The following is a 19970-nucleotide window of genomic DNA, read 5'->3' as shown; positions in this document are numbered from 1 at the left end:
TCATCGTGCAGTCGCCGGGGCGGCGACCCGGGGGGTCCCTTCAGGATAGGCAGGGAATCGACCCCGTGAAACCCGCCCCTCTACGCCAATTGGCCAACCGGAACCCGCCATGGACGCACCGGCTCGCTGAGGCTTCCATTCCCCAGCGGCCGACCCGTCATGCCGGGCGGTCTCCCTCGATCATACGGCGCACGGCGGCCGATCGGGGGGCCTGTGGCGTACTCCATGCGCAGCCGCGCCGCTGATCAGGCGTGCGCCCCCCGGTGGCGCGCCCTCCGGCCGGCCGGGCGCCGGCGGGCCGCTCAGGCTCAGGTCGTCCCCGGTGTCTCGCCGAGCACATGAAGCTGCGTGGCCACGGAGTGGAAAGCGGGGAGTTCGGCCGCGGCCTCCTCCAGCTTCAGCAGGGCGTCCAGGGCCCCGGGCTCGGTGTCCACGAGCACGCCCGGGACGAGGTCGGCGAAGACCCGCACGCCGTGCACGGCGCCCACGGCGAGACCCGCGCCCTCGACCAGCTCGGTGAGCTGCTCGGCGGTGAAACGGCGCGGCACCGGGTCGCCGCTGCCCCAGCGGCCGTTCGGGTCGTCGAGCGCCTGCCTGGCCTCCTTGAAGTGGCCGGCCAGGGCCCGCGCGAGCACGGCACCGCCGAGTCCGGCGGCGAGCAGGCTGAGGACTCCCTCGGACCGCAGGGCGGCCACCGCGTTGCGGACGCCCTCGGCCGGGTCGTCCACGTACTCCAGGACGCCATGGCACAGCACCACGTCGTAGCCGCCGCGCTCGACCACGTCGAAGAGGCCGTGGGCGTCGCCCTGGACGCCCTGCACCCGGTCGGCGACCCCGGCCTCGGCGGCGCGGCGCTCCAGGGCGAACAGCGCGTTCGGACTCGGGTCGACGACGGTGACACGGTGGCCGAGGCGGGCGAGCGGCACCGCGAAGTTGCCGCTGCCGCCTCCGGTGTCGAGAACGTCCAGCACCTGACGCCCCGTGGCCTTGACCCGGCGGTCGAGGGCGTCCTGCAGGACCTCCCAGACCACGGCGGTACGGAGAGAAGCGCGGGGGCGCAACGGGTCCGACACGGCAGTTGACTCCTCGGCGCGGCACCGCCTGTGCACGGCGGAGCGATCGGGGCGCCTCCCGGCCCTTGGTAAGGGAAAGGAGGGCATCAGGCGTCCCCCCACCCTATTGCCTCCGCCGCCCCGCCCGGTCACTGCGGTGCCGTGCTCGGGCGCCCCCGGTCAGCCCGCGTCCGGCATGCCGCGGTCCGGTGCGCCTCCGTCCGGATCGTCGGGGTCCTGGCGCGGCTGCGGCAGGACCGGCTGGAGCACCAGCATCCGCTCGACCAGGCGGAGGAACATCGCCACGTCGCGTATCAGGTCGTCGGCGTCCCGGCGGCTGGCCGCGCCCCGGATGCCGGCCTCGGCCCGGGCGCGGCGCCGGGCCCCGGAGGCGAACAGCGCGCTCCACTCGGTGAGTTCGGGCGCGATCTCGGGGAGCACTTCCCAGGCGCTCCTGATGCGGGCCCGGCGTCGCACGGCGGGTTCCGGGCGGCCTCGCGCGGCGAGGACGGCGGCCGCGGTGCGCAGGGCGGCGAGGTGGGCGGTCGCATAGCGCTCGTTCGGTGTTTCCAGGACGGCTGCCTCGTCGAGGCCGGCGCGGGCCTGGGCCAGCAGGTCGAGGGCGGCGGGCGGGGCCGTCGTGCGGCGGAGCACGGGGTGCACATCGCTCGCGGGGCCGGTCAGTGAGGGGGCAGGGCCGGTGGCGCGGCGCCGGCTTGCGGCGGCTGCGTGATAGCTGGCCATGACGAACCTCCTGTCGTCTGTGTGACGGCACGCCCTGATACGGGCTGCCGTATGTGCCCATCGTGGGGTATGGCACTGACAATCCGTTCTGACCTGCGCTTTTGCTTCGATCGCAAGTTCGGGCTAGTTTTTGCACTGACCAGTCAGTTCAAAAACAGTCGGCTCGACTGCACTCGACTTCAGGGGGGAGCTGTGGGAGCTGTGGGCGGAATCGGTGTCACAGCCGAGGACTTCGGGCTCAAGGGCCCGCGCGGCTGGGCCTTCCGCGGGATCACCGTCGACGCGGAGCCCGGTTCGCTGATCGCGGTCCAGGGACCGTCCGGCTCCGGCCGTACGTGTCTGCTGCTCGCGCTCACCGGGCGGATGAAGGCCACGGAGGGGGCGGCGACCGTGGGCGGGGTACGGCTGCCGAAGCACCTGACGGCGGTGCGCCGGGTCAGCGCCCTGGCCCACGTGGCCGGCGTCACCGACCTCGACCCGGCCCTCACCGTCGGCGAGCACCTGTACGAGAGGGCGCTGCTTCAGCGCCGTTTCGGCGACTCGCTGCGCGGTCTGCTGCGGCCGCGTGCCGAGCGGGCGAACGAGGCGCGGCTTCGCATCTCCACCGCGCTCGCCGCGGCGGGGCTCGACCCGAAGACCCTGCCCAAGGGCTCCCGGACCGCCGTACGCGACCTGGAGCGGCTGGAGGCGCTGCGGCTGTCCATCGCCCTGGCGCTGATCGGGCGGCCACGGCTGCTCGGCGTCGACGACACGGATCTGAAGCTGTCCGACGCCGAACGGGCCGAGGTGTGGGCCCTGCTCAGGTCCCTCGCCGAGGCCGGGACCACGGTCGTGGCGGTGTGCAGCGAGGCACCCGAGGACGCGATCACGGTGGCCACCCACCAGCAGCCCGACGAACCCAGGAAGACCGAGGAAACGGAGGAGAAGGCCGATGCGCTCGCCGAAACTGGCCGCTCTTGAACTGCGGCGCTTCGGCAGGGGGAAACTGCCGCGTGCCGCCCTGGTCGCGCTGCTGGTGCTGCCCCTGCTGTACGGCGCCCTGTACCTGTGGTCGTTCTGGGATCCCTACGGCCGCCTCGACCGCATCCCCGTGGCCCTCGTCAACGACGACAAGGGGGCGAGTGCCGACGGGAAGAGGATCACGGCGGGCGACGACATCACCGAGGGGCTGCGCGACAGCAAGACCTTCGAGTGGCACGAGGTGAGCGCCGAGGAGGCACGCGCGGGCGTGGAGGACGGCACGTACTACCTGTCGCTGACCATGCCGGCCGGTTTCAGCGAGCGGATCGCCTCCAGTTCGGGCGACGACCCCGAGACGGGCGCGCTCCAGGTGCGGACGAACGACGCGAACAACTACGTCGTCGGGCAGATCTCCCGCACGGTGTTCAGCGAGGTGCGGACGGCCGCCTCCACGAAGACCTCACGGTCCTTCCTGGACCGGATCTTCATCTCGTTCTCCGACATCCACGGCGCCACCGTGAAGGCCGCGAACGGGGCCGACCGTCTGGAGGGCGGCACGAAGAAGGCGGAGAAGGGCTCCAAGGACCTCGCCGACGGCCTGAAGGACGCCAAGGACGGCAGCGGCAGGCTGTCCAAGGGGCTGACGCAGCTCACCACGGGCGCCGGCGATCTGGAGGACGGCTCACGGCAGGTCGCCGAGGGCACGCAGCGGCTCGCGGACAAGGTCAACGGGATCGCGGAGAAGGCCGGCCCCTTCCTGAAGGACAACGAGCAGACGATCGGCGACACGGCCCAGCTCGTCGCCGACTCGGCCAAGGCGGTCCGCCACAACCTCGACACCTTGGTGAAGACCGCCCCGGCCGCCGCCAAGGGCGCCCACGCCGCGGCCGACACGCTGGACGAGGTCTACCGGGCGCGCTGCGAGAGCGCCGTGCTGCCGGATCCCGCCTGCACCGACCTGAAGAAGGCCAGGCAGGCCGCCCAGGACGTGGCGAGGATCGCCGACGACGTCAACGCACTGATCGCCGACCAGCACGGCACCCTGAAGAAGCTCGACGACAACCTCGCCACCCTCCAGAAGCAGTCCCAGGCGCTCGCCGACCGCGCGCCCCGCCTCTCCGAGGACCTCGACGACGCCGTATCGAAGGTCAACAAGCTGAACGAGGGCGCCGGGAAGGTTGCCGCGGGCGCGAAGACGCTGCACTCGGGGCTCGGTACCGCCGGCACCGGCGCGGCGGACCTGGACACCGGCGTGGGCCGCCTGAAGACGGGCGCGGAGGACCTGAGCGGGGGCATGTACAAGCTCGTCGACGGCTCCGGGAAGCTCTCGGACGGACTGCACGACGGCGCACAGCAGATCCCCGACTACGGCAAGCAGGACCGTGACCGGCGCACCGAGGTCATGGCCGACCCGGTCCAGCTCGTCTCCAGGGACCTGCACAAGGCGCCCAACTACGGCACCGGGTTCGCCCCGTACTTCATCCCACTGTCGCTGTGGGTGGGCGCGATGGTGGCGTACATGCTGATCGCGCCGATGAACCGGCGTGCCCTGGCCGCGGGCGCCTCGTCCTGGCGGATCGCCCTGGCGGGCTGGCTGCCGGTGGTGGCGATCGGCGTGCTCCAGACGGCGGCCCTCATGGCGGTGCTGCACTGGGCGATCGGCCTGGAGATGGCCCGGGCGGCCGGCACGGTGGGCTTCCTGTTCCTGGTGTCGGCGTGCTTCGCGGCGATCGTGCAGTGGCTGAACGCGCGCTTCGGAGCGGCGGGGCGGATCCTCGTCCTCGCCCTGCTGATGCTCCAGCTGACCTCGGCGGGCGGCACCTACCCCGTGCAGACCAGTCCGGGCTTCTTCAATGCGATCCACCCCTTCCTGCCGATGAGCTACATCGTCGAGGCCCTTCGACGCCTGATCACGGGCGGCGGCACCGGGCCGGTGTGGCAGGCCTGCGCCGTGCTGGCGGTCTTCACCGCGGGGGCTCTCGCGCTGACCGCGCTGTCGGCCCGCCGCCGGCAGGTGTGGACGTTCGACCGGCTGCACCCGGAGCTGAGCCTGTGACCCCGCCCCGGACCCTGCCTCCCGTGCCCTCTCCCAGGTCTATTCCTGTGACAATCGGGGCCATGGACAGCAGCAGCACCCGGTCGGGCGGCAGAACCCGCCGCGAGGCCACCCGGCAGAAGCTCTACGAGGCAGCCGTGACGCTCATCGCCGAGCAGGGCTTCTCCGCCACCACGGTCGACGAGATCGCCGAGCGGGCCGGAGTCGCGAAGGGCACCGTCTACTACAACTTCGCGAGCAAGTCCGTCCTCTTCGAGGAGCTGCTGCGGCACGGCGTGGGCCTGCTCACGGCCTCCCTGCGCGAGGCCGCCGAGCAGACCGCCCGGGACGGCGGCAGCAAGGTGGACGCCCTGGACGCGATGATCCGCGCGGGACTCGGCTTCATCGCCCGCTACCCGGCCTTCACCCAGCTGTACGTGGCCGAGCTGTGGCGCACCAACCGGGCATGGCAGTCCACGCTCATGGTGGTCCGGCGGGAGGTCGTCGCCGCGATCGAGGACGTGCTGCGCGACGGTGTGGCCAGCGGCGAGTTCAGCGACGAGATCGATGTCCAGCTGACCGCGGCCGCGCTGGTCGGGATGGTCCTGGTGGCCGCCCTGGACTGGCAGTCCTTCCAGCCGGAACGCTCGCTGGACGATGTGCACGCGGCCCTGTCCCGGCTGCTCCAGGGGCGGGTGAGCGGGCGCGGGTAGCCGCAGGCGCCCACACGAAAGCGCCGGTCCGATGTGGCCGCGTCCCCCGCGGGCCGCCTCGAACCGGCGCCTCCTCGTGCTCCCCCGTTTCCCCCGTTGGGCCCCCGTTCGGTCGTTCCCCCGGGCCCCCGTGCCTCGCTCCCGCCGGCACCGGCCGGCGGAAGGAGCGGAGCCGGGGCCGCTCCGTTCCGGCGCCCCGTGTCGCCGGTGCCGGAGCCGTGCCCTTCTCCGTGTCTCCACTCTCTCGTTCGCGCAGGTCGACCCCCATCCGCGCGCGTACTCAACTCACTCACTAGGTACGGGTACTCAGACCTCCGCACTCACCCCCACGACGTTCCTGGGCCCTCTCGCCCCTCTCCCCCGGCCCGGCTGTCGGTGGCGGCCGATAAAGTCCCAGGCATGGCACGGATTGCGGTGATCGGCGCCGGGATGGGCGCGATGGCGGCCGCCGCCCGGCTGGCCGTCGCGGGCCACCGGGTGGTGGTGTACGAGCACACGGAGACATACGGCGGAGGGGTGCGTCGCCACGAGCGCGACGGTTTCTGCTTCGACACGGGCCCCGGACTGCTGACCCTGCCCGCGGTCTACCGCGATCTGTTCCTCAAGACCGGCAAGGAGCCGCTGGAGGACCGCGTGGACCTGGTCCAGGTCGACCCCTCGTCGCGGCATCTCTTCGCCGACGGGAGCGAGGTGTCGCTGCCGAACGCCTCGCGCGCGGGCGTGGTCGCCGCCCTGGACGAGGCGCTCGGGGCGGGGACCGGACAGCGCTGGGGCGACTTCCTGGTCCGGGCCCGTGAGGCCTGGGACCGCACCCGCAGACCGCTCCTGGAGGAGCCTCTGTGGCCGAACTGGTCCGTGCTCGCCGAGCGCGAGCCCTACCCGGCGGTCCCCCACAAGCGTGTGCTGCGCACCCGCCGGGCCGGCACGCTCGCCGAGGTCGGTGCCTGGGAGCTGCGCGACCCCCGGCTGGCGGCCCTTCTGGAGAGCCACGCGCTCGCGTACGGACTCGACCCGCGTGAGACCCCGGCGAGCGCGGCCGTGCTGCCGTACATGGAGCACGCCTTCGGCACCTGGTATGTGCGCGGCGGGCTGCGCGAGTTGGCACGCGCGGTGTACGAACGGTGCCTGGCCCGCCGGGTCGAGTTCGTCTTCGGTGCCGAGGTGGTGCGGATCCTGGAGAAGGACGGCAGGGCGGCGGGCGTGGAGCTCCGCGACGGGACGGTGGCCGAGGCGGATCATGTGGTGGCGGGAGTGGACCACCACCGGCTGGGCGTCATGACCGAGCACCGGCTGTACGGCGAGGGTGACGTGCGGCCCGACCCCCGGCAGTGGGCGCGTCCCGGGCGGCTCACCGTGCTGCTGGCACTGCGCGGACCGCGCGAGCCCGGCGCGGTCCACCGCACCGTGGTGCACGCCCCCGACCGCACGGCCGAGCTGGACTTCCTCAGCCGCCGCTCCGGCAGGCCGGCGTTGCCCACGGTGACGGTGCTGCGGCCGGACGACCCCGCGCTGCGCCCCGACGAGGACCACGAGTCCGTGGTCGTGTCCGCCGTACTGCCGTCGGACGAGGAACGGGGTGAGGACGACACCGCCGAGCGGTTTACGGACCTGGTCGTCCAGGCTGCCGAGACCGCTCTGCCCGGCCTGCGCGGGCGCCTGCTGTGGAGCGAGGTGCGCACTCCCGGTCACGCCGATGCCGAGACGGGCGCGGCACTCGGAGGCATACCCGCCCCCGCTCTCGCTGCCGGCGGCGGCCGCTTCCTCCACCCGGCGAACACCACCCCGCTGCCGGGGCTGTACCGGGTCGGCGGCTGGTCGCACCCCGGCGGGGGTCTTCCGCACGCCGGCATGTCGGGCGCGCTGGTCGCCGGGCTGATCGTGGAGGGGCCGGAGTTCAGAGGCTCGCAGTGAGTTCAGGACCGGGCCGCTGAACCGCCGGGCTCAGAAACGGTACTGCTCGCCGAACCCGTTGCCCTGAGCCCGTCCGTCGCCGCCCTGATAGGGGTACGACTGCTCCGGCGGGAGTTCGCCGCCGTACTGGTCGTCGGTGTTGCGCTGCTGCGGCACCCACACACCGCCGGCCGGGGTCTCGCCGCCGTACGTCCCGGTGCCGTACTGGTCCTGGCCGTAGCCCTGTTGGCCGTACTGCTGACCGCCGTAGGAGGTGTCGTACCCGGCCCCGCCGTAGGTCTGGGTGCCGATGTACGGGTCGGAGTAGGCCGCGTACTGCTGCTGGCCGGTCGTGCCGTAGCCGTACTGCTGCTGGTCGTAGCCGGAGTACTCGTAGGAATACGTCGGGTCGGGGCCCTGGGCGGCCGTCGCGTACTGGTCCTGGGACTGCCCGGCGGCGGCGTAGGCGGAGTCGCTGTATATGCCGTACGAGCCGGTGTCGTCCGGCATGGGCTGCGGTGTGTACGCGGCGGTGGTCTCGGCGGGGGGCGCGGGTGTGAACACGTCGTCGCGCTCGTACTCGTCGTCCAGGCCGTAATCGGCCGTGTCGCGGCGGTACTTGCCCTCGAAGCCGTCGTCCGCCGCCTCGAGGTCGGAGACCTCCAGCGTCGGGTCCTGGTGCTCGGCCCTGCCGCGGCGCCGCTTGGTGCTGCCGTCGGCGCCCGGGCGGCTGACCGCCCAGCCTGCCGCGAAGCCACGGCGGAACGACAGCGTGACGTAGGTCTGGCCGACCGCGAAGGCGGCGGCGCCCAGTCCGATGACGATCACCGACGGGATCAGCACGCCGAGCACGACGCCGACGAAGCCGACGAAGGCGAGCAGCCGCCAGCGCAGTCGCGCCTTGTACTGCAGCAGCACCTCGCCCAGCAGCCACAGCGCGACGATGCCGAACGCGATGTAGAGGACCGTCCAGCCCATGTACGCCCCTCTCCCAGTGGCCGCTACGCAGTGTGTCGTAAACCGGTGCGGCCGGTCTAGGCCTGCGGTGGGTGGTGCAGGCCCAGGTTTTCGTAGATTTCCAGCGTCGCCGTGGAGTTGTTGAGCGTGATGAAGTGCAGTCCGGGGACTCCCTCGGCCAGCAGCCGCGCGCAGAACTCCGTGGCGAATGCGATGCCAATGGAGCGTACAGCGGCCGGATCGTCTTTCGCTGTGAGGATCCGCTCTTTCAGGGCCGCGGGGATCATGGCATTGCTGAGCTGCGGCAGCCGCTCCAGCATCTTCACGCTGGTCACGGGCATGACCTCGGGGATGACGGGAGTCACACAACCGGCCGCGACGACTCGGTCACGCAGTCGCAGATAGGACTCCGGCTGGAAGAACATCTGCGTGATGGCGTAGTCGGCGCCGGCGCGGCACTTGTCGACGAAGTGCGTGACGTCGGTGTCCCAGTCGGCGGAGCGCGGGTGCATCTCGGGGAAGGCCGCGACGCCGACGCAGAAGTCGCCCGACTCCTTGATGAGCTGGACGAGTTCGGCGGCATAGGTCAGGCCCCGCGGATGCGGTACCCAGTCGCCCATGGGGTCGCCGGGCGGGTCGCCGCGCACGGCCAGCATGTTACGGATCCCGGCGTCGGCGTACTGGCCGATGATGTTGCGCAGCTCCGCGACGGAGTGGTTGACCGCGGTGAGGTGGGCGACCGGGGTGAGTGTGGTGTCGGCGGCGATCTGTTCGGTCGCCCGCACGGTGCCCGCGCGGGTGGAACCGCCGGCTCCATAGGTCACGGAGACAAAGCTGGGGGCCACCGCCTCGACCCTGCGCAGCGCGTTCCACAGGTTGCGCTCGCCCTTCTCCGTCTTGGGGGCCCAGAACTCGAAGGAATACGTCGTCGTGCCTGCGGCGAGCATGTCGCGCACGGTGCGTGCGCGGTCTGTCCTGGTCGATGCGGTTCCGAGGGCCATACCCGCAGGTTAGTCAGGGGGAGGCGGTCCCCCAACCAGATCCGGGAATTTTGCCTGTTTTATCGGCTTCTTGTCCACCCTTCGGACACTCGGCGGACACTCAGGCTCGCCCACACGAGGGGCGCCGGACCCCGGTGCCCCGCTACACGTGCCGCAACCGCTTGGCGAGCTCGCCCGCCGCCGCGCCCGGGTCGTCCGCCTCGGTGATCGCCCGGACGACCACGACCCGGCGGGCGCCCGCCGCGAGCACCTCGTCGAGATTGCCCAGGTCGATACCGCCGATGGCGAACCAGGGGCGGTCGGTGCCGAGGGCGGCCGTGTACCGGACCAGGCCGAGGCCGGGGGCGTGGCGGCCGGGTTTGGTGGGGGTCGGCCAGCACGGGCCCGTGCAGAAGTAGTCCACCCCCTCCTGGACGGCCGCCGCGGCCGCCTCCGGCTCGGCGTGGGTGGAGCGGCCGATCAGGATGTCGTCGCCGAGGATCGCGCGGGCCGCGGGGACCGGGAGGTCGCCCTGTCCGAGGTGCAGGACGTCGGCACCGGCGGCGTGGGCGACGTCCGCGCGGTCGTTGACCGCGAGGAGCTTGCCGTGGCGGGCGCAGGCGTCGGCGAAGATCTCAAGGTGCTCCAGCTCCTCGGCCGCCTCCATGCCCTTGTCGCGCAGCTGCACGATGTCGACCCCGCCGGCCAGGACGGCGTCCAGGAACTCGGCGAGGTCGCCCTGGCGTCTGCGGGCGTCCGTGCAGAGGTAGACGCGGGCGTCGGCGAGGCGGTCGCGTGCGGTGGCGGTGTCGGGCATGCGGGTGGTCCCCCGGTCTCGGTGGTGTACGGGCCGCGGCCAGCCGTGACCGCGGCCATGGCCGGCCGCGGCCCGTACGCAGGGTGGCTGTTCAGGTCAGACGGCGAGCGCCTGGGCCCGGCGCTTCACCTCCGTGCCGCGATTCTCGCTCAGCGCTTGTGCGGGGGTGCCGGGCAGGCTCTCGTCGGGGGTGAAGAGCCACTCCAGCATCTCTTCGTCGGTGAAGCCGTCGTCCCTCAGCAGCGTCAGGGTCCCGGACAGGCCCTTGACGACCTTGTCCCCGTCGATGAAGGCGGCGGGGACGTGCAGTGCGCGGTTCTCACCACGGCGTACGGCGATGAGCTGGCCCTCCTTGACCAGCTGCCGCACACGTGTCACCTCGACATCGAGCATTTCCGCGATGTCGGGGAGGGTGAGCCAGGCGGGGACGAGAGCATCGGTCTTTGCGTCAATCTCGGTCACGGCATCAAGCGTGCCATCCCGGACTGACAGTCGGAAGGCAGGCCCGCCCGACCTGCGGCTTCGCACCCCTCCGGCCTCGCGCGCACCAGGGCCGCGGGCCTACGCCGTCGCCGCCTTCAAAGGCCTCGCCGGGTCGCCCAGCAGCGCCGGGTCCATGCGCGTGCCCGCCTCGATCAGCCGCCGTCCCTGGGCCAGATCACGGGGGCGGCCCACCGCCAGCAGGGCGACCAGGCGGCCCTCACGGAGCCAGCACACCGTCCAGGCCGGACCGGCGGGATCGCCCCGCCACACGGTCGTGTCGGCCGACTCGTGATGACCGGCGTACTGGACGAAACGGCCGAACTGCTCGGACCAGAAGTACGGGACCGGGTCGTAGACCCCGGGGGTCTCGCCGATGATGTTCGCGGCCACGGTGCGCGGGCCCTGCAGGGCGTTGTCCCAGTGGTGGACCAGCAGCCGCTCGCCGTACCGCCCCGAGGGGAAGGAGGCGCAGTCGCCGACCGCGTAGACGTCCGGCACGGAGGTGCGCAGATGGTCGTCGGCCACCACGTCGCCGCGCGGCCCGAGCTCGACGCCGGAGCCCGTGAGCCAGTCCGTGGCGGGGCGGGCGCCGATGCCGACCACGACGGCCCCCGCGGGCAGCCGCGAGCCGTCGTCGAGGACGACCGCGCCGGCCTCGACGCGCTCCACGCGCGCGTGGGTGCGCAGGACCACACCGCTGTCGGCGTACCAGGCGGTCATCGGAGCGGCCACCTCGGCGGGCAGCGCGCCCGCGAGCGGCCGGTCGGCGGCCTCGACGACCGTCACCGAGCAGCCCGCCTCACGCGCGGCCGTGGCGAACTCGGCGCCGATCCAGCCCGCGCCGACGACCACGATGTCGTGCTGCCGGGCGAGCACCGGGCGCAGCCGTTCGGCGTCGTCCAGGGTGCGCAGCAGATGCACACCGGGCACGCCCTCCACGCCCGGCAGCCGGATCGGTTCGGCACCGCTGGCGAGGACCAGCACGTCGTACGGCTCGGGCCCCTCGGCGGTGTCCAGCTCGTGGTCGTAGGGGCGGACGCCCAGCACCTCGCTGCCCAGCCGCAGTTCGATGCCGAGTGCCTCGAAGTCGACGTCGAAGGCGGAGCCCTCGGCCTTGCCGAGCAGCACGGCCTTGGACAGCGGCGGCCGGTCGTAAGGCTGGTGGGGCTCCGCGCCGATCAGGGTCACGGCGCCCTGGAAACCCTGCTCCCGCAGGGCCACCGCGGTCTGCACGCCGGCCATGCCCGCGCCCACGACGACCACGCGCCGCGGCCGTGACGTGCCGGATTCCTGCGTCTGCTCGCTCACCTGATCACCATAGACAACTGACAATCAGTCAGTCACCGGCCGTGCTCACTCAGTGACCTGCTCCACAACGCTCGTCCCGCTGCCGGGCCGCGACTCCCACTCCCAGGTCTCCTCCAGCCGCACCCGCCCGTCCGGCAGTTCCACGACCGTCGACACACAGTGCCCGCAGGCCGTCGTCCCGTCCCGCCCGAGCTGCACGTACCGGAAGTCCAGCCGGTCTCCCGACCGGGTACCCACCAGATGCCCGCGCACCACGTCCCCGCCCGTGTACTGCGCCCAGATCTCGCCGTCCTTCTCGTGGTACGTGAAGCGGGTCCGCGGACCCACCTGGCCCGGGGCCTGATCGGCGACCGGGGCGAGGACGAGGCCGTCGAGCGAGCGGGGCATCGCGGGAGGCTCCCTTACAGAGGCGTGGAACCAGGGGCTAGGGTGGCCACCGTAGAGCACTCGCGGGAGCCCGGACGCACCGGGCTGAGAGGGAGGCTGGCGGCCTCCGACCGTACGAACCTGATCCGGGTCATGCCGGCGAAGGGAGGGGCTGGACGCCCATGTCGTCTCCACGTACCTCAGACGTCCTCGTCATCGGGGGCGGAATCATCGGCCTGGTCACGGCCTGGCGGGCCGCGCAGCGCGGGCTCGCCACGGCCGTGGTCGACCCGGAACCGGGCGGCGGGGCCGCGCAGGTGGCGGCCGGCATGCTGGCCGCCGTCACGGAACTGCACTACGGCGAGCAGACCCTCCTGGGCCTCAACCTCGCCTCGGCCCGTCGCTATCCGGAGTTCGTGGCCGAGCTCACCGAGGTCACCGGCCAGGACGTCGGGCACCGCCAGTGCGGCACGCTCGCCGTCGCGCTGGACGCCGACGACCGCGCCCATCTGCGCGAACTGCACACGCTGCACCGGCAGTCGGGGCTCGACTCGCAGTGGCTGTCCGGGCGGGAGTGCCGGCGCCTGGAGCCGATGCTGGCACCGGGCGTGCGCGGGGGGCTGCTGGCCTGCGACGACCACCAGATCGACCCGCGGCGGCTGGCAGGCGCCCTGGTGACCGCGTGCGAGCGGGCGGGCGTGGTCTTCCACCGGGTCTGGGCCGAGCGGCTGTCCGTCGTGGGGGACCGGGCGGCGGGTGTCGTCACCCGCGACGGCGAGACCCTGGGCGCGGCCCAGGTGGTCCTGGCGGGCGGCAGCCTCAGCGGGCGCCTCGCGGGCGTTCCGGACGACGTTGTGCCACCGGTACGGCCCGTGAAGGGGCAGGTGGTGCGGCTGAGCGTGCCGAAGCCGTACGCCCCGTTCCTGAGCCGGACCGTGCGGGCCATGGTGCGCGGCAGCCATGTCTACATGGTGGCGCGGGAGAACGGTGAGCTGGTGATCGGCGCGACCAGCGAGGAGCAGGGCTGGGACACCACGGTGACCGCGGGCGGGGTGTACGAGCTGCTGCGCGACGCGCACGAACTGGTGCCGGGCATCACCGAACTGCCCCTGACCGAGACACAGGCCGGACTGCGCCCCGGCTCCCCCGACAACGCTCCGCTGCTCGGCCCCACCGAACTGCCGGGACTGCTGCTGGCCACCGGGCATTTCCGCAACGGCGTGCTGCTCACTCCGGTCACCGGCGACGCCCTGGCGCACGCCCTGACCACGGGTGAACTCCCGGACGAGGCCCGCGCCTTCACGCCCCGGCGCTTCGCCGCCGCCCTGACGGAGCGGCCCGCGCTCACGGAGCAGCCCGTATGAACATCTCCGTCAACGGGGAGCGCCGGGAGATCGCACCGGGCACGGCGCTCGACACGCTCGTGCGCTCCCTGACCGCGGCGCCCTCCGGTGTGGCCGCCGCGCTCAACGAAACCGTCGTCCCGCGCGCGCAGTGGTCCGCCACGCCCCTGGCCGAGGGAGACCGCGTCGAAGTCCTCACGGCCGTCCAAGGAGGCTGACCCATGGCCGACGATCCCTTTGTCCTCGGCGGTACGACGTTCACGTCCCGTCTGATCATGGGAACCGGCGGTGCGCCCAGCCTGGATGTGCTGGAGCGCGCGCTCGTGGCTTCCGGGACGGAGCTGACGACGGTCGCGATGCGCCGCATCGACCCTTCGGTGCAGGGCTCCGTGCTGTCGGTGCTGGAGCGGCTGGGCATCCGGGTGCTGCCCAACACGGCGGGCTGCTTCACCGCCGGCGAGGCGGTGCTGACGGCCCGGCTGGCGCGGGAGGCGCTGGGCACGGAGCTGGTCAAGCTGGAGGTCATCGCCGACGAACGCACTCTGCTGCCGGACCCGGTCGAGCTGCTGGAGGCCGCCGAGACGCTGGTCGACGACGGGTTCACCGTGCTGCCGTACACGAACGACGACCCTGTGCTGGCACGGAAGCTTCAGGACGTCGGGTGTGCAGCGATCATGCCGCTGGGCTCGCCGATCGGATCGGGGCTGGGCATCCGCAATCCGCACAACTTCCAGCTGATCGTGGAACACGCGCGCGTACCGGTGATCCTGGACGCCGGAGCCGGTACGGCGTCGGATGTGACGCTGGCCATGGAGCTGGGGTGCGCGGGGGTGATGCTCGCCTCGGCGGTGACACGGGCTCAGGAGCCGGTGCTGATGGCCGCGGCCATGCGCAGCGGGGTGGAAGCGGGGCGACTCGCCCGGCTTGCGGGGCGGATTCCGCGGCGTCACTTCGCCGAGGCGTCCTCCCCGTCCGAGGGCCTGGCACGACTGGATCCCGAACGCCCGGCGTTCTAGAGGCTGTCGGCGAAGCGGCCCTGGTCGCGCAAGAGTCACAGGTCTGCTGCATTCCGTCCCCGGATCGGCGGAATCGGGGGTCCTGTCGGCGGCGGCTCGTACACTCACCTGCGTGGATACGACCCTTCAGGACCCCCTCGTCGGGCAGGTGCTCGACGGCCGTTATCGCGTCGACGCACGGATCGCGGTCGGCGGGATGGCCACGGTCTACCGGGCCCTGGACACCCGGCTGGACCGCGTGCTCGCGCTGAAGGTGATGCACCCCACACTCGCGGCCGACGGCTCCTTCGTCGAGCGGTTCATCCGCGAGGCCAAGTCCGTGGCCCGGCTCGCGCACCCCAACGTGGTTCAGGTCTTCGACCAGGGCACCGACGGGGCGTACGTCTATCTCGCCATGGAGTACGTCGCGGGCTGCACCCTGCGCGACGTGCTGCGCGAGCGCGGGGCGCTGCAGCCGCGCGCCGCCCTGGACATCCTGGAGCCGGTGCTGGCCGCGCTCGGCGCCGCGCACCGCGCCGGGTTCGTGCACCGGGACATGAAGCCCGAGAACGTGCTGATCGGGGACGACGGACGGGTCAAGGTCGCCGACTTCGGGCTCGTCCGGTCCGTGGACACCGTGACCAGCACCACCGGAGCCGTCCTCGGCACCGTCTCGTATCTCGCGCCCGAGCAGATCGAGAACGGCACCGCCGACCCCCGGGTGGATGTGTACGCGTGCGGCGTCGTCCTGTACGAGATGCTGACCGGCGAGAAGCCGCACGACGGCGACTCCCCCGCGGTGGTGCTCTACAAGCACCTCCACGAGGACGTGCCGCCGCCCTCGGCCGCCGTGCCGGGGCTGGCGTACGAGCTGGACGAGCTGGTCGCCTCCGCGACCGCGCGCACCCCCGGTGTCCGTCCGCAGGACGCGGTGGCGCTGCTCGCCCAGGCGCGGGACGCGCGGGGCCGGCTCGGCGGGGAGCAGCTGGACGCGATGCCGCCGCAGGCGATCACCGCGGCGCACGACATCGCCGAGGACCGTACGAGCGTGATCCCGCGTTCGCTGACGGTGCCGCGGCTGCTGCCGGTCAACCCGGTCAACGAGGACGAGCCCGTGGACGGGTTCAACCGGACCAGCCGGCTGGAGACTCCCCCGCCGCTGCCCCCGCGCCGCGGCCCGCTGCCCCGCCGCGGTCTGTTCACGGTGGTCGCCGCCGTCCTGCTGGTGTTCGGTGTGGGCGCGGGCGTCTGGTACATCAACGCCGGCCAGTTCACCCGGGTCCCGACCGTGCTGGGTCAGACCGAGGCGCAGGCGACGGCGCGGCTGGAGGCGGCCGGGCTGGAGGCCGGCAGGTCGAAGCAGGCGTACAGCGACACCGTCAAGCGCGGCTCGGTGATCAGCACGGACCCGGCACCGGGCAGCCGCATCCGGGACAACGACTCGGTGACGCTGACCGTCTCCCGCGGACCGGAGACGGTGAAGGTGCCCGAACTGAACGGTCTGCGCCTGGACAAGGCGAAGGCGCGGCTCAAGAACGAGGGGCTGGAGCCGGGCATGGTGACCCTGGCGTTCAGCGACGATGTCATCAGGGGCTTGGTGATCAGCACCGCCCCCGAGGCGGGGACCACCCGGCACGCGGGGTCGGCGATCGCCCTCGTGGTCAGCAAGGGCTCCCCGGTGGACGTCCCCGACGTCACCGGTGAGGACCTTCAGGACGCGCAGGCGGAGCTGGAGGAGGCCGGCCTGAAGGTGAAGGTCGCCGCCGAGCAGGTCAACTCCGAGTTCGACGCGGGCAAGGTCGCCCAGCAGACACCGGCCGACGGCAGCCAGGCTGCCGACGGCGACACGGTGACGCTGACGCTGTCCAAGGGACCGGAGATGGTCGAGGTCCCGGACGTGGTCGGCGACAGCGTCGGCGACGCGAGGGAGGCGCTGGAGGGCGCCGGCTTCGAGGTGGACGAGGACCGCGGTCTGCTGGGGCTGTTCGGCGACACTGTCAAGAGCCAGTCCGTGGAGGGCGGGGACACGGCCCCGAAGGGATCGACGATCACCATCGAGATCCGGTGAGGGGACACGCCGCGCCGCGTGACACCCTGAACGGGTGAAGAGCCAGCACCCCGGTCCCTCCCGCAACCCGGTCGGCAGTCATGTCCCCGTGGCCGGCGGACTGCACTCCGTCGGTATCGCCTACGCCCACGACCTCAAGGCCGAGACCGTGCAGGTCTTCGTCGCGAACCCGCGCGGCTGGGCCACGCCCGCCGGGAACCCGCGGCAGGACGAGGAGTTCCGTGCGGTCTGCGAGGCCGAGTCGATCCCGGCGTATGTGCATGCCCCGTATCTGATCAACTTCGGCTCGCACACCGAGGCGACGGTGGAGAACTCGGTCCGGTCGCTGCGGCACTCGCTGCGGCGCGGGCGCGAGATCGGGGCGCTGGGCGTGGTCGTGCACACCGGCAGCGCGACCGGCGGCCGGGACCGGTCCGTGGCCCTGAGGCAGGTACGGGAGCGCATGCTGCCGCTGCTGGACGAACTCACCCGGGACGACGACCCTTGTCTGCTCCTGGAGTCGACCGCCGGGCAGGGTGCGTCGCTCTGCTCGCGGACCTGGGACTTCGGGCCGTACTTCGAGGCGCTGGACGCCCATCCGAAGCTGGGCGTATGCCTGGACACCTGTCACATCTTCGCGGCCGGGCACGATCTGACCGGGCCGAGCGGGATGCACGGGACGCTGGACCTGCTGGTGGAAACGGTCGGCGAGGGACGGCTGAAGCTGATCCACGCCAATGACTCCCAGGACGTGGTCGGCGCGCGCAGGGACCGGCACGAGAACATCGGCGCGGGCCATATCGGCGAGGACCCGTTCCGGGCGCTGATGACCCACCCCGCCACGGAGGGCGTTCCGCTGATCATCGAGACGCCCGGTGGAAAGGAGGGGCACGCGGCGGACGTGGAACGGCTGAAGAAGCTGCGGGACGGATAGCCCCGCGAACAATCCGATGCATGGAGGAATACCCCTGGGGGGTATACGGTTCCTGGTGATGGACGCAGGAACCGTCACCTGGCTTTGGGGGCACCCATGCAGCACGAGACGCACACGCAGCACGTTCAGCGCCACGAGGGATACGCGGGACACGAGGGGCACGCGGGGCACACAGGACACGCGGGGCGCCCCGCCAGCTGGGCCATGGCCGTCCAGGCCACCCTGCACTGCCTCACCGGGTGTGCCATCGGCGAGGTGCTCGGCATGGTGATCGGCACGGCACTCGGCTGGGGCAACACGCCCACGCTGGTCCTGGCGATCACGCTCGCCTTCTTCTTCGGCTACGCGCTCACCCTGCGCGGGGTGCTGAAGGCCGGCGTCGGCCTGCGCGGCGCCATCCGTGTGGCCCTGGCCGCGGACACCCTGTCCATCGCCGTGATGGAACTGATCGACAACGGCGTGATCGCGCTGTGGCCCGGCGCGATGGACGCGGAGCTGGGCGACGTGCTGTTCTGGGGCGCGCTGGCGATCTCGCTCGCGGCGGCCTTCCTGGTCACCACCCCGGTCAACAAGTGGATGATCGGCCGCGGCAAGGGGCACGCGGTGGTGCACCAGTACCACCACTGAGCTGCGCGGACACCGGGATCAGAACTCGGGGCCGTCCCCGGGTTCTTCCTGGTAGGAGTAGCGCTGCTCCTTCCACGGGTCGCCGATGTTGTGGTAGCCGCGCTCCTCCCAGAAGCCGCGGCGGTCGGCGGTCATGTACTCCACGCCGCGGACCCACTTGGGACCCTTCCAGGCGTACAGATGGGGAACGACCAGACGGAGCGGGAAACCGTGCTCCGCGGTCAGCAGCTCGCCGTCCTTGTGGGTGGCGAAGATCGTGCGCTCGGAGGCGAAGTCCGACAGGCGCAGATTCGAGCTGAAGCCGTACTCCGCCCATACCATCACATGGGTGACACCGGGTGCGGGCGGGGCGGTCTGAAGGATCGTACGAGCCGGAATACCGCCCCATTCGGCGCCGAGCATGCTGAACTTCGTGACGCAGTGCAGATCGGACACGACCGTGGTGTACGGCAGGGTCGTGAACTCCTCATGGGTCCAGCAGTGCTTCTCACCGTCGGCGGTGGCGCCGAAGACCCGGAACTCCCAGCGCTCGGGCCGGAACTTGGGGACCGGACCGTAGTGCGTGACCGGCCAGCCGCGCTGCACGCGCTGCCCCGGCGGGAGCTCGGAGTGTGCTGCTGCTCCTGACTCGCTCTCCACCGACTGACCCATGCCTCCATCCTGACAGACCCGAGGCGGTGCACTGGACCAGCCCCCATGCAATACAGGCAATTCCGACTAAGCCAACACTTACTTACTAAGTGAAGACTTACTGGACGATCTTCATCGCCGGTGGAATCATGCGCTTCATCTGGCAGTTTTCCCCCGCTTGGAAACCCGCTTGGAAAGGAACCCGAACGATGCAGGGCGATCCCGAGGTCATCGAATTCCTCAACGAGCAGCTGACCGCCGAGCTCACCGCGATCAACCAGTACTTTCTGCACGCCAAGATGCAGGAGAACTTCGGCTGGACGAAGCTCGCGAAGTACACGCGACATGAGTCGTTCGACGAGATGAAGCACGCGGAGGTGCTCACCGACCGGATCCTCTTCCTCGAAGGGCTGCCGAACTACCAGCGGCTTTTTCATGTGCGGGTGGGCCAGACCGTCCAGGAGATGTTCGAGGCCGACCGGCAGATCGAGGTCGAGGCCATCGACCGGCTCAGGCGCGGTATCGAGGTGATGCGCACCAAGGGTGACATCACGTCCGCGAACATCTTCGAGTCGATTCTCGCGGACGAGGAGCACCACATCGACTATCTGGACACCCAGCTGGAACTGCTGGAGAAGCTCGGCGAGGCGCTCTACATCGCCCAGCTGATCGAGCAGCCGGACAGCTGACCCGCTCTAGGCCGCCTCGTCCAGCTCGCCGAGAACCGGCTTGCCCTGGTCCGCCAGTTCGCGGCGGGGGCACTCGCCCCGGCCGAGCAGCGCCTGGATACGGCGGACGCACGATCCGCAGTCCGTGCCCGCCTTGCAGGCCGAGGCGATCTGGCGAGGCGTGCAGGCCCCGCCCTCCGCATGCTGCTTCACCTGCTGCTCGGTGATGCCGAAGCAACTGCAGATGTACATGCGGTTCACCTCCCGGCGGGATCGAAAAGTGGTGCCGTCCCCATGATCGGTGAGGCTAACCTAACCTTACCCGGCACCCAGCTGTCGCAAAAGTGGAGTGGGGGGGGGGGGGGGGGGGTGGGGCGCCCCCCCCCCCCATAGGTAAAAGTGGGGCAGACCCCCCAAGGGG

At 71.7% G+C, this 19970-nt stretch carries 21 protein-coding genes and 1 riboswitch; of the genes, 11 read left to right on the top strand and 10 right to left on the bottom strand.

Features of this window, described 5'->3' with window-relative positions:
- Positions 1 to 308: 308 nt before the first annotated feature.
- Positions 309 to 1073, bottom strand: a complete 765-nt coding sequence (locus F7R91_RS17830) for a methyltransferase (protein WP_150949929.1) — start codon at positions 1071 to 1073, stop codon at positions 309 to 311.
- 159 nt (positions 1074 to 1232) lie between these two features.
- Positions 1233 to 1796 (bottom strand): SAV_6107 family HEPN domain-containing protein, encoded by a 564-nt coding sequence (locus F7R91_RS17825; RefSeq protein WP_150949927.1) that lies wholly within the window; start codon positions 1794 to 1796, stop codon positions 1233 to 1235.
- 201 nt (positions 1797 to 1997) lie between these two features.
- On the opposite strand from F7R91_RS17825, the gene F7R91_RS17820 reads away from it, so the two are divergent.
- From F7R91_RS17820 to F7R91_RS17805, 4 genes are all read left to right on the top strand, one after another.
- A complete protein-coding gene (locus F7R91_RS17820; protein ID WP_225320686.1) occupies positions 1998 to 2756 on the top strand; it encodes an ATP-binding cassette domain-containing protein in 759 nt (252 codons plus the stop codon).
- Positions 2728 to 4812: a YhgE/Pip domain-containing protein gene (locus F7R91_RS17815; protein WP_150949924.1), complete on the top strand. Its 2085-nt coding sequence runs from the start codon at positions 2728 to 2730 to the stop codon at positions 4810 to 4812. The genes F7R91_RS17820 and F7R91_RS17815 overlap by 29 nt, the downstream gene beginning before the upstream one ends.
- Positions 4813 to 4874: 62 nt before the next feature.
- On the top strand, positions 4875 to 5504 hold the full coding sequence (locus F7R91_RS17810; protein ID WP_150949921.1) for a TetR/AcrR family transcriptional regulator: 630 nt from the start codon (positions 4875 to 4877) through the stop codon (positions 5502 to 5504).
- A 399-nt stretch (positions 5505 to 5903) separates the two neighbouring features.
- The gene (locus tag F7R91_RS17805; protein WP_191971535.1) at positions 5904 to 7415 is read left to right on the top strand and encodes a phytoene desaturase family protein; all 1512 of its coding nucleotides are present in this window, start codon (positions 5904 to 5906) and stop codon (positions 7413 to 7415) included.
- Between the two features lie 30 nt (positions 7416 to 7445).
- Here the strand turns inward: F7R91_RS17805 and F7R91_RS17800 are convergent, their stop codons facing one another.
- The 6 genes from F7R91_RS17800 to F7R91_RS17775 form a co-directional block, all read right to left on the bottom strand.
- On the bottom strand, positions 7446 to 8372 hold the full coding sequence (locus tag F7R91_RS17800; protein WP_150949919.1) for an SCO2102 family sporulation regulator: 927 nt from the start codon (positions 8370 to 8372) through the stop codon (positions 7446 to 7448).
- Between the two features lie 56 nt (positions 8373 to 8428).
- Positions 8429 to 9352: a methylenetetrahydrofolate reductase [NAD(P)H] gene (gene metF / locus F7R91_RS17795; protein ID WP_150949917.1), complete on the bottom strand. Its 924-nt coding sequence runs from the start codon at positions 9350 to 9352 to the stop codon at positions 8429 to 8431.
- A gap of 142 nt (positions 9353 to 9494) precedes the next feature.
- The gene (gene thiE, locus F7R91_RS17790; RefSeq protein ID WP_150949915.1) at positions 9495 to 10148 is read right to left on the bottom strand and encodes a thiamine phosphate synthase; all 654 of its coding nucleotides are present in this window, start codon (positions 10146 to 10148) and stop codon (positions 9495 to 9497) included.
- Between the two features lie 96 nt (positions 10149 to 10244).
- A complete protein-coding gene (locus tag F7R91_RS17785) occupies positions 10245 to 10610 on the bottom strand; it encodes an Rv2175c family DNA-binding protein (protein WP_150949914.1) in 366 nt (121 codons plus the stop codon).
- A 99-nt stretch (positions 10611 to 10709) separates the two neighbouring features.
- Positions 10710 to 11939 (bottom strand): NAD(P)/FAD-dependent oxidoreductase, encoded by a 1230-nt coding sequence (locus F7R91_RS17780; RefSeq protein WP_150949912.1) that lies wholly within the window; start codon positions 11937 to 11939, stop codon positions 10710 to 10712.
- Positions 11940 to 11984: 45 nt separating this feature from the next.
- Complete coding sequence (locus F7R91_RS17775) at positions 11985 to 12326, bottom strand: hypothetical protein (protein ID WP_150949910.1); 342 nt, start codon at positions 12324 to 12326, stop codon at positions 11985 to 11987.
- 52 nt (positions 12327 to 12378) lie between these two features.
- Positions 12379 to 12490: riboswitch (TPP riboswitch) on the top strand.
- Between F7R91_RS17775 and thiO the strand changes: the two genes are divergently transcribed.
- The 6 genes from thiO to F7R91_RS17745 all read left to right on the top strand — a co-directional run bounded on the left by thiO (position 12488) and on the right by F7R91_RS17745 (position 18251).
- Positions 12488 to 13669, top strand: a complete 1182-nt coding sequence (thiO, locus tag F7R91_RS17770) for a glycine oxidase ThiO (RefSeq protein WP_150949908.1) — start codon at positions 12488 to 12490, stop codon at positions 13667 to 13669. It overlaps the preceding riboswitch by 3 nt.
- The gene (thiS, locus tag F7R91_RS17765) at positions 13666 to 13866 is read left to right on the top strand and encodes a sulfur carrier protein ThiS (RefSeq protein ID WP_150949906.1); all 201 of its coding nucleotides are present in this window, start codon (positions 13666 to 13668) and stop codon (positions 13864 to 13866) included. Before thiO ends, thiS begins: the two co-directional genes overlap by 4 nt.
- A 3-nt stretch (positions 13867 to 13869) precedes the next feature.
- Positions 13870 to 14664 (top strand): thiazole synthase, encoded by a 795-nt coding sequence (locus tag F7R91_RS17760; protein WP_150949905.1) that lies wholly within the window; start codon positions 13870 to 13872, stop codon positions 14662 to 14664.
- Positions 14665 to 14776: 112 nt separating this feature from the next.
- Entirely contained in the window at positions 14777 to 16711 is a 1935-nt protein-coding gene (gene pknB / locus F7R91_RS17755; RefSeq protein WP_191971534.1) for a Stk1 family PASTA domain-containing Ser/Thr kinase, read from the top strand.
- Positions 16712 to 16745: 34 nt separating this feature from the next.
- On the top strand, positions 16746 to 17624 hold the full coding sequence (locus F7R91_RS17750) for a deoxyribonuclease IV (protein WP_150949903.1): 879 nt from the start codon (positions 16746 to 16748) through the stop codon (positions 17622 to 17624).
- A 96-nt stretch (positions 17625 to 17720) separates the two neighbouring features.
- A complete protein-coding gene (locus tag F7R91_RS17745; RefSeq protein ID WP_150949901.1) occupies positions 17721 to 18251 on the top strand; it encodes a DUF4396 domain-containing protein in 531 nt (176 codons plus the stop codon).
- Between the two features lie 18 nt (positions 18252 to 18269).
- On the opposite strand, the gene F7R91_RS17740 is transcribed toward F7R91_RS17745, so the two are convergent.
- A complete protein-coding gene (locus F7R91_RS17740) occupies positions 18270 to 18902 on the bottom strand; it encodes a sulfite oxidase-like oxidoreductase (protein ID WP_150949899.1) in 633 nt (210 codons plus the stop codon).
- Between the two features lie 188 nt (positions 18903 to 19090).
- Between F7R91_RS17740 and bfr the strand changes: the two genes are divergently transcribed.
- Positions 19091 to 19570, top strand: coding sequence for a bacterioferritin (bfr, locus tag F7R91_RS17735; protein WP_150949897.1), 480 nt, complete (start codon positions 19091 to 19093; stop codon positions 19568 to 19570).
- 6 nt (positions 19571 to 19576) lie between these two features.
- Here bfr and F7R91_RS17730 read toward each other — a convergent pair whose 3' ends face one another.
- Complete coding sequence (locus F7R91_RS17730) at positions 19577 to 19801, bottom strand: (2Fe-2S)-binding protein (protein WP_150949895.1); 225 nt, start codon at positions 19799 to 19801, stop codon at positions 19577 to 19579.
- Between the last annotated feature and the right edge of the window lie 169 nt (positions 19802 to 19970).

The sequence above is a fragment of the Streptomyces luteolifulvus genome (genome assembly GCF_008806595.1).
Taxonomy (GTDB): domain Bacteria; phylum Actinomycetota; class Actinomycetes; order Streptomycetales; family Streptomycetaceae; genus Streptomyces; species Streptomyces luteolifulvus.
This window is presented reverse-complemented; position numbering and strand designations above follow the sequence as displayed.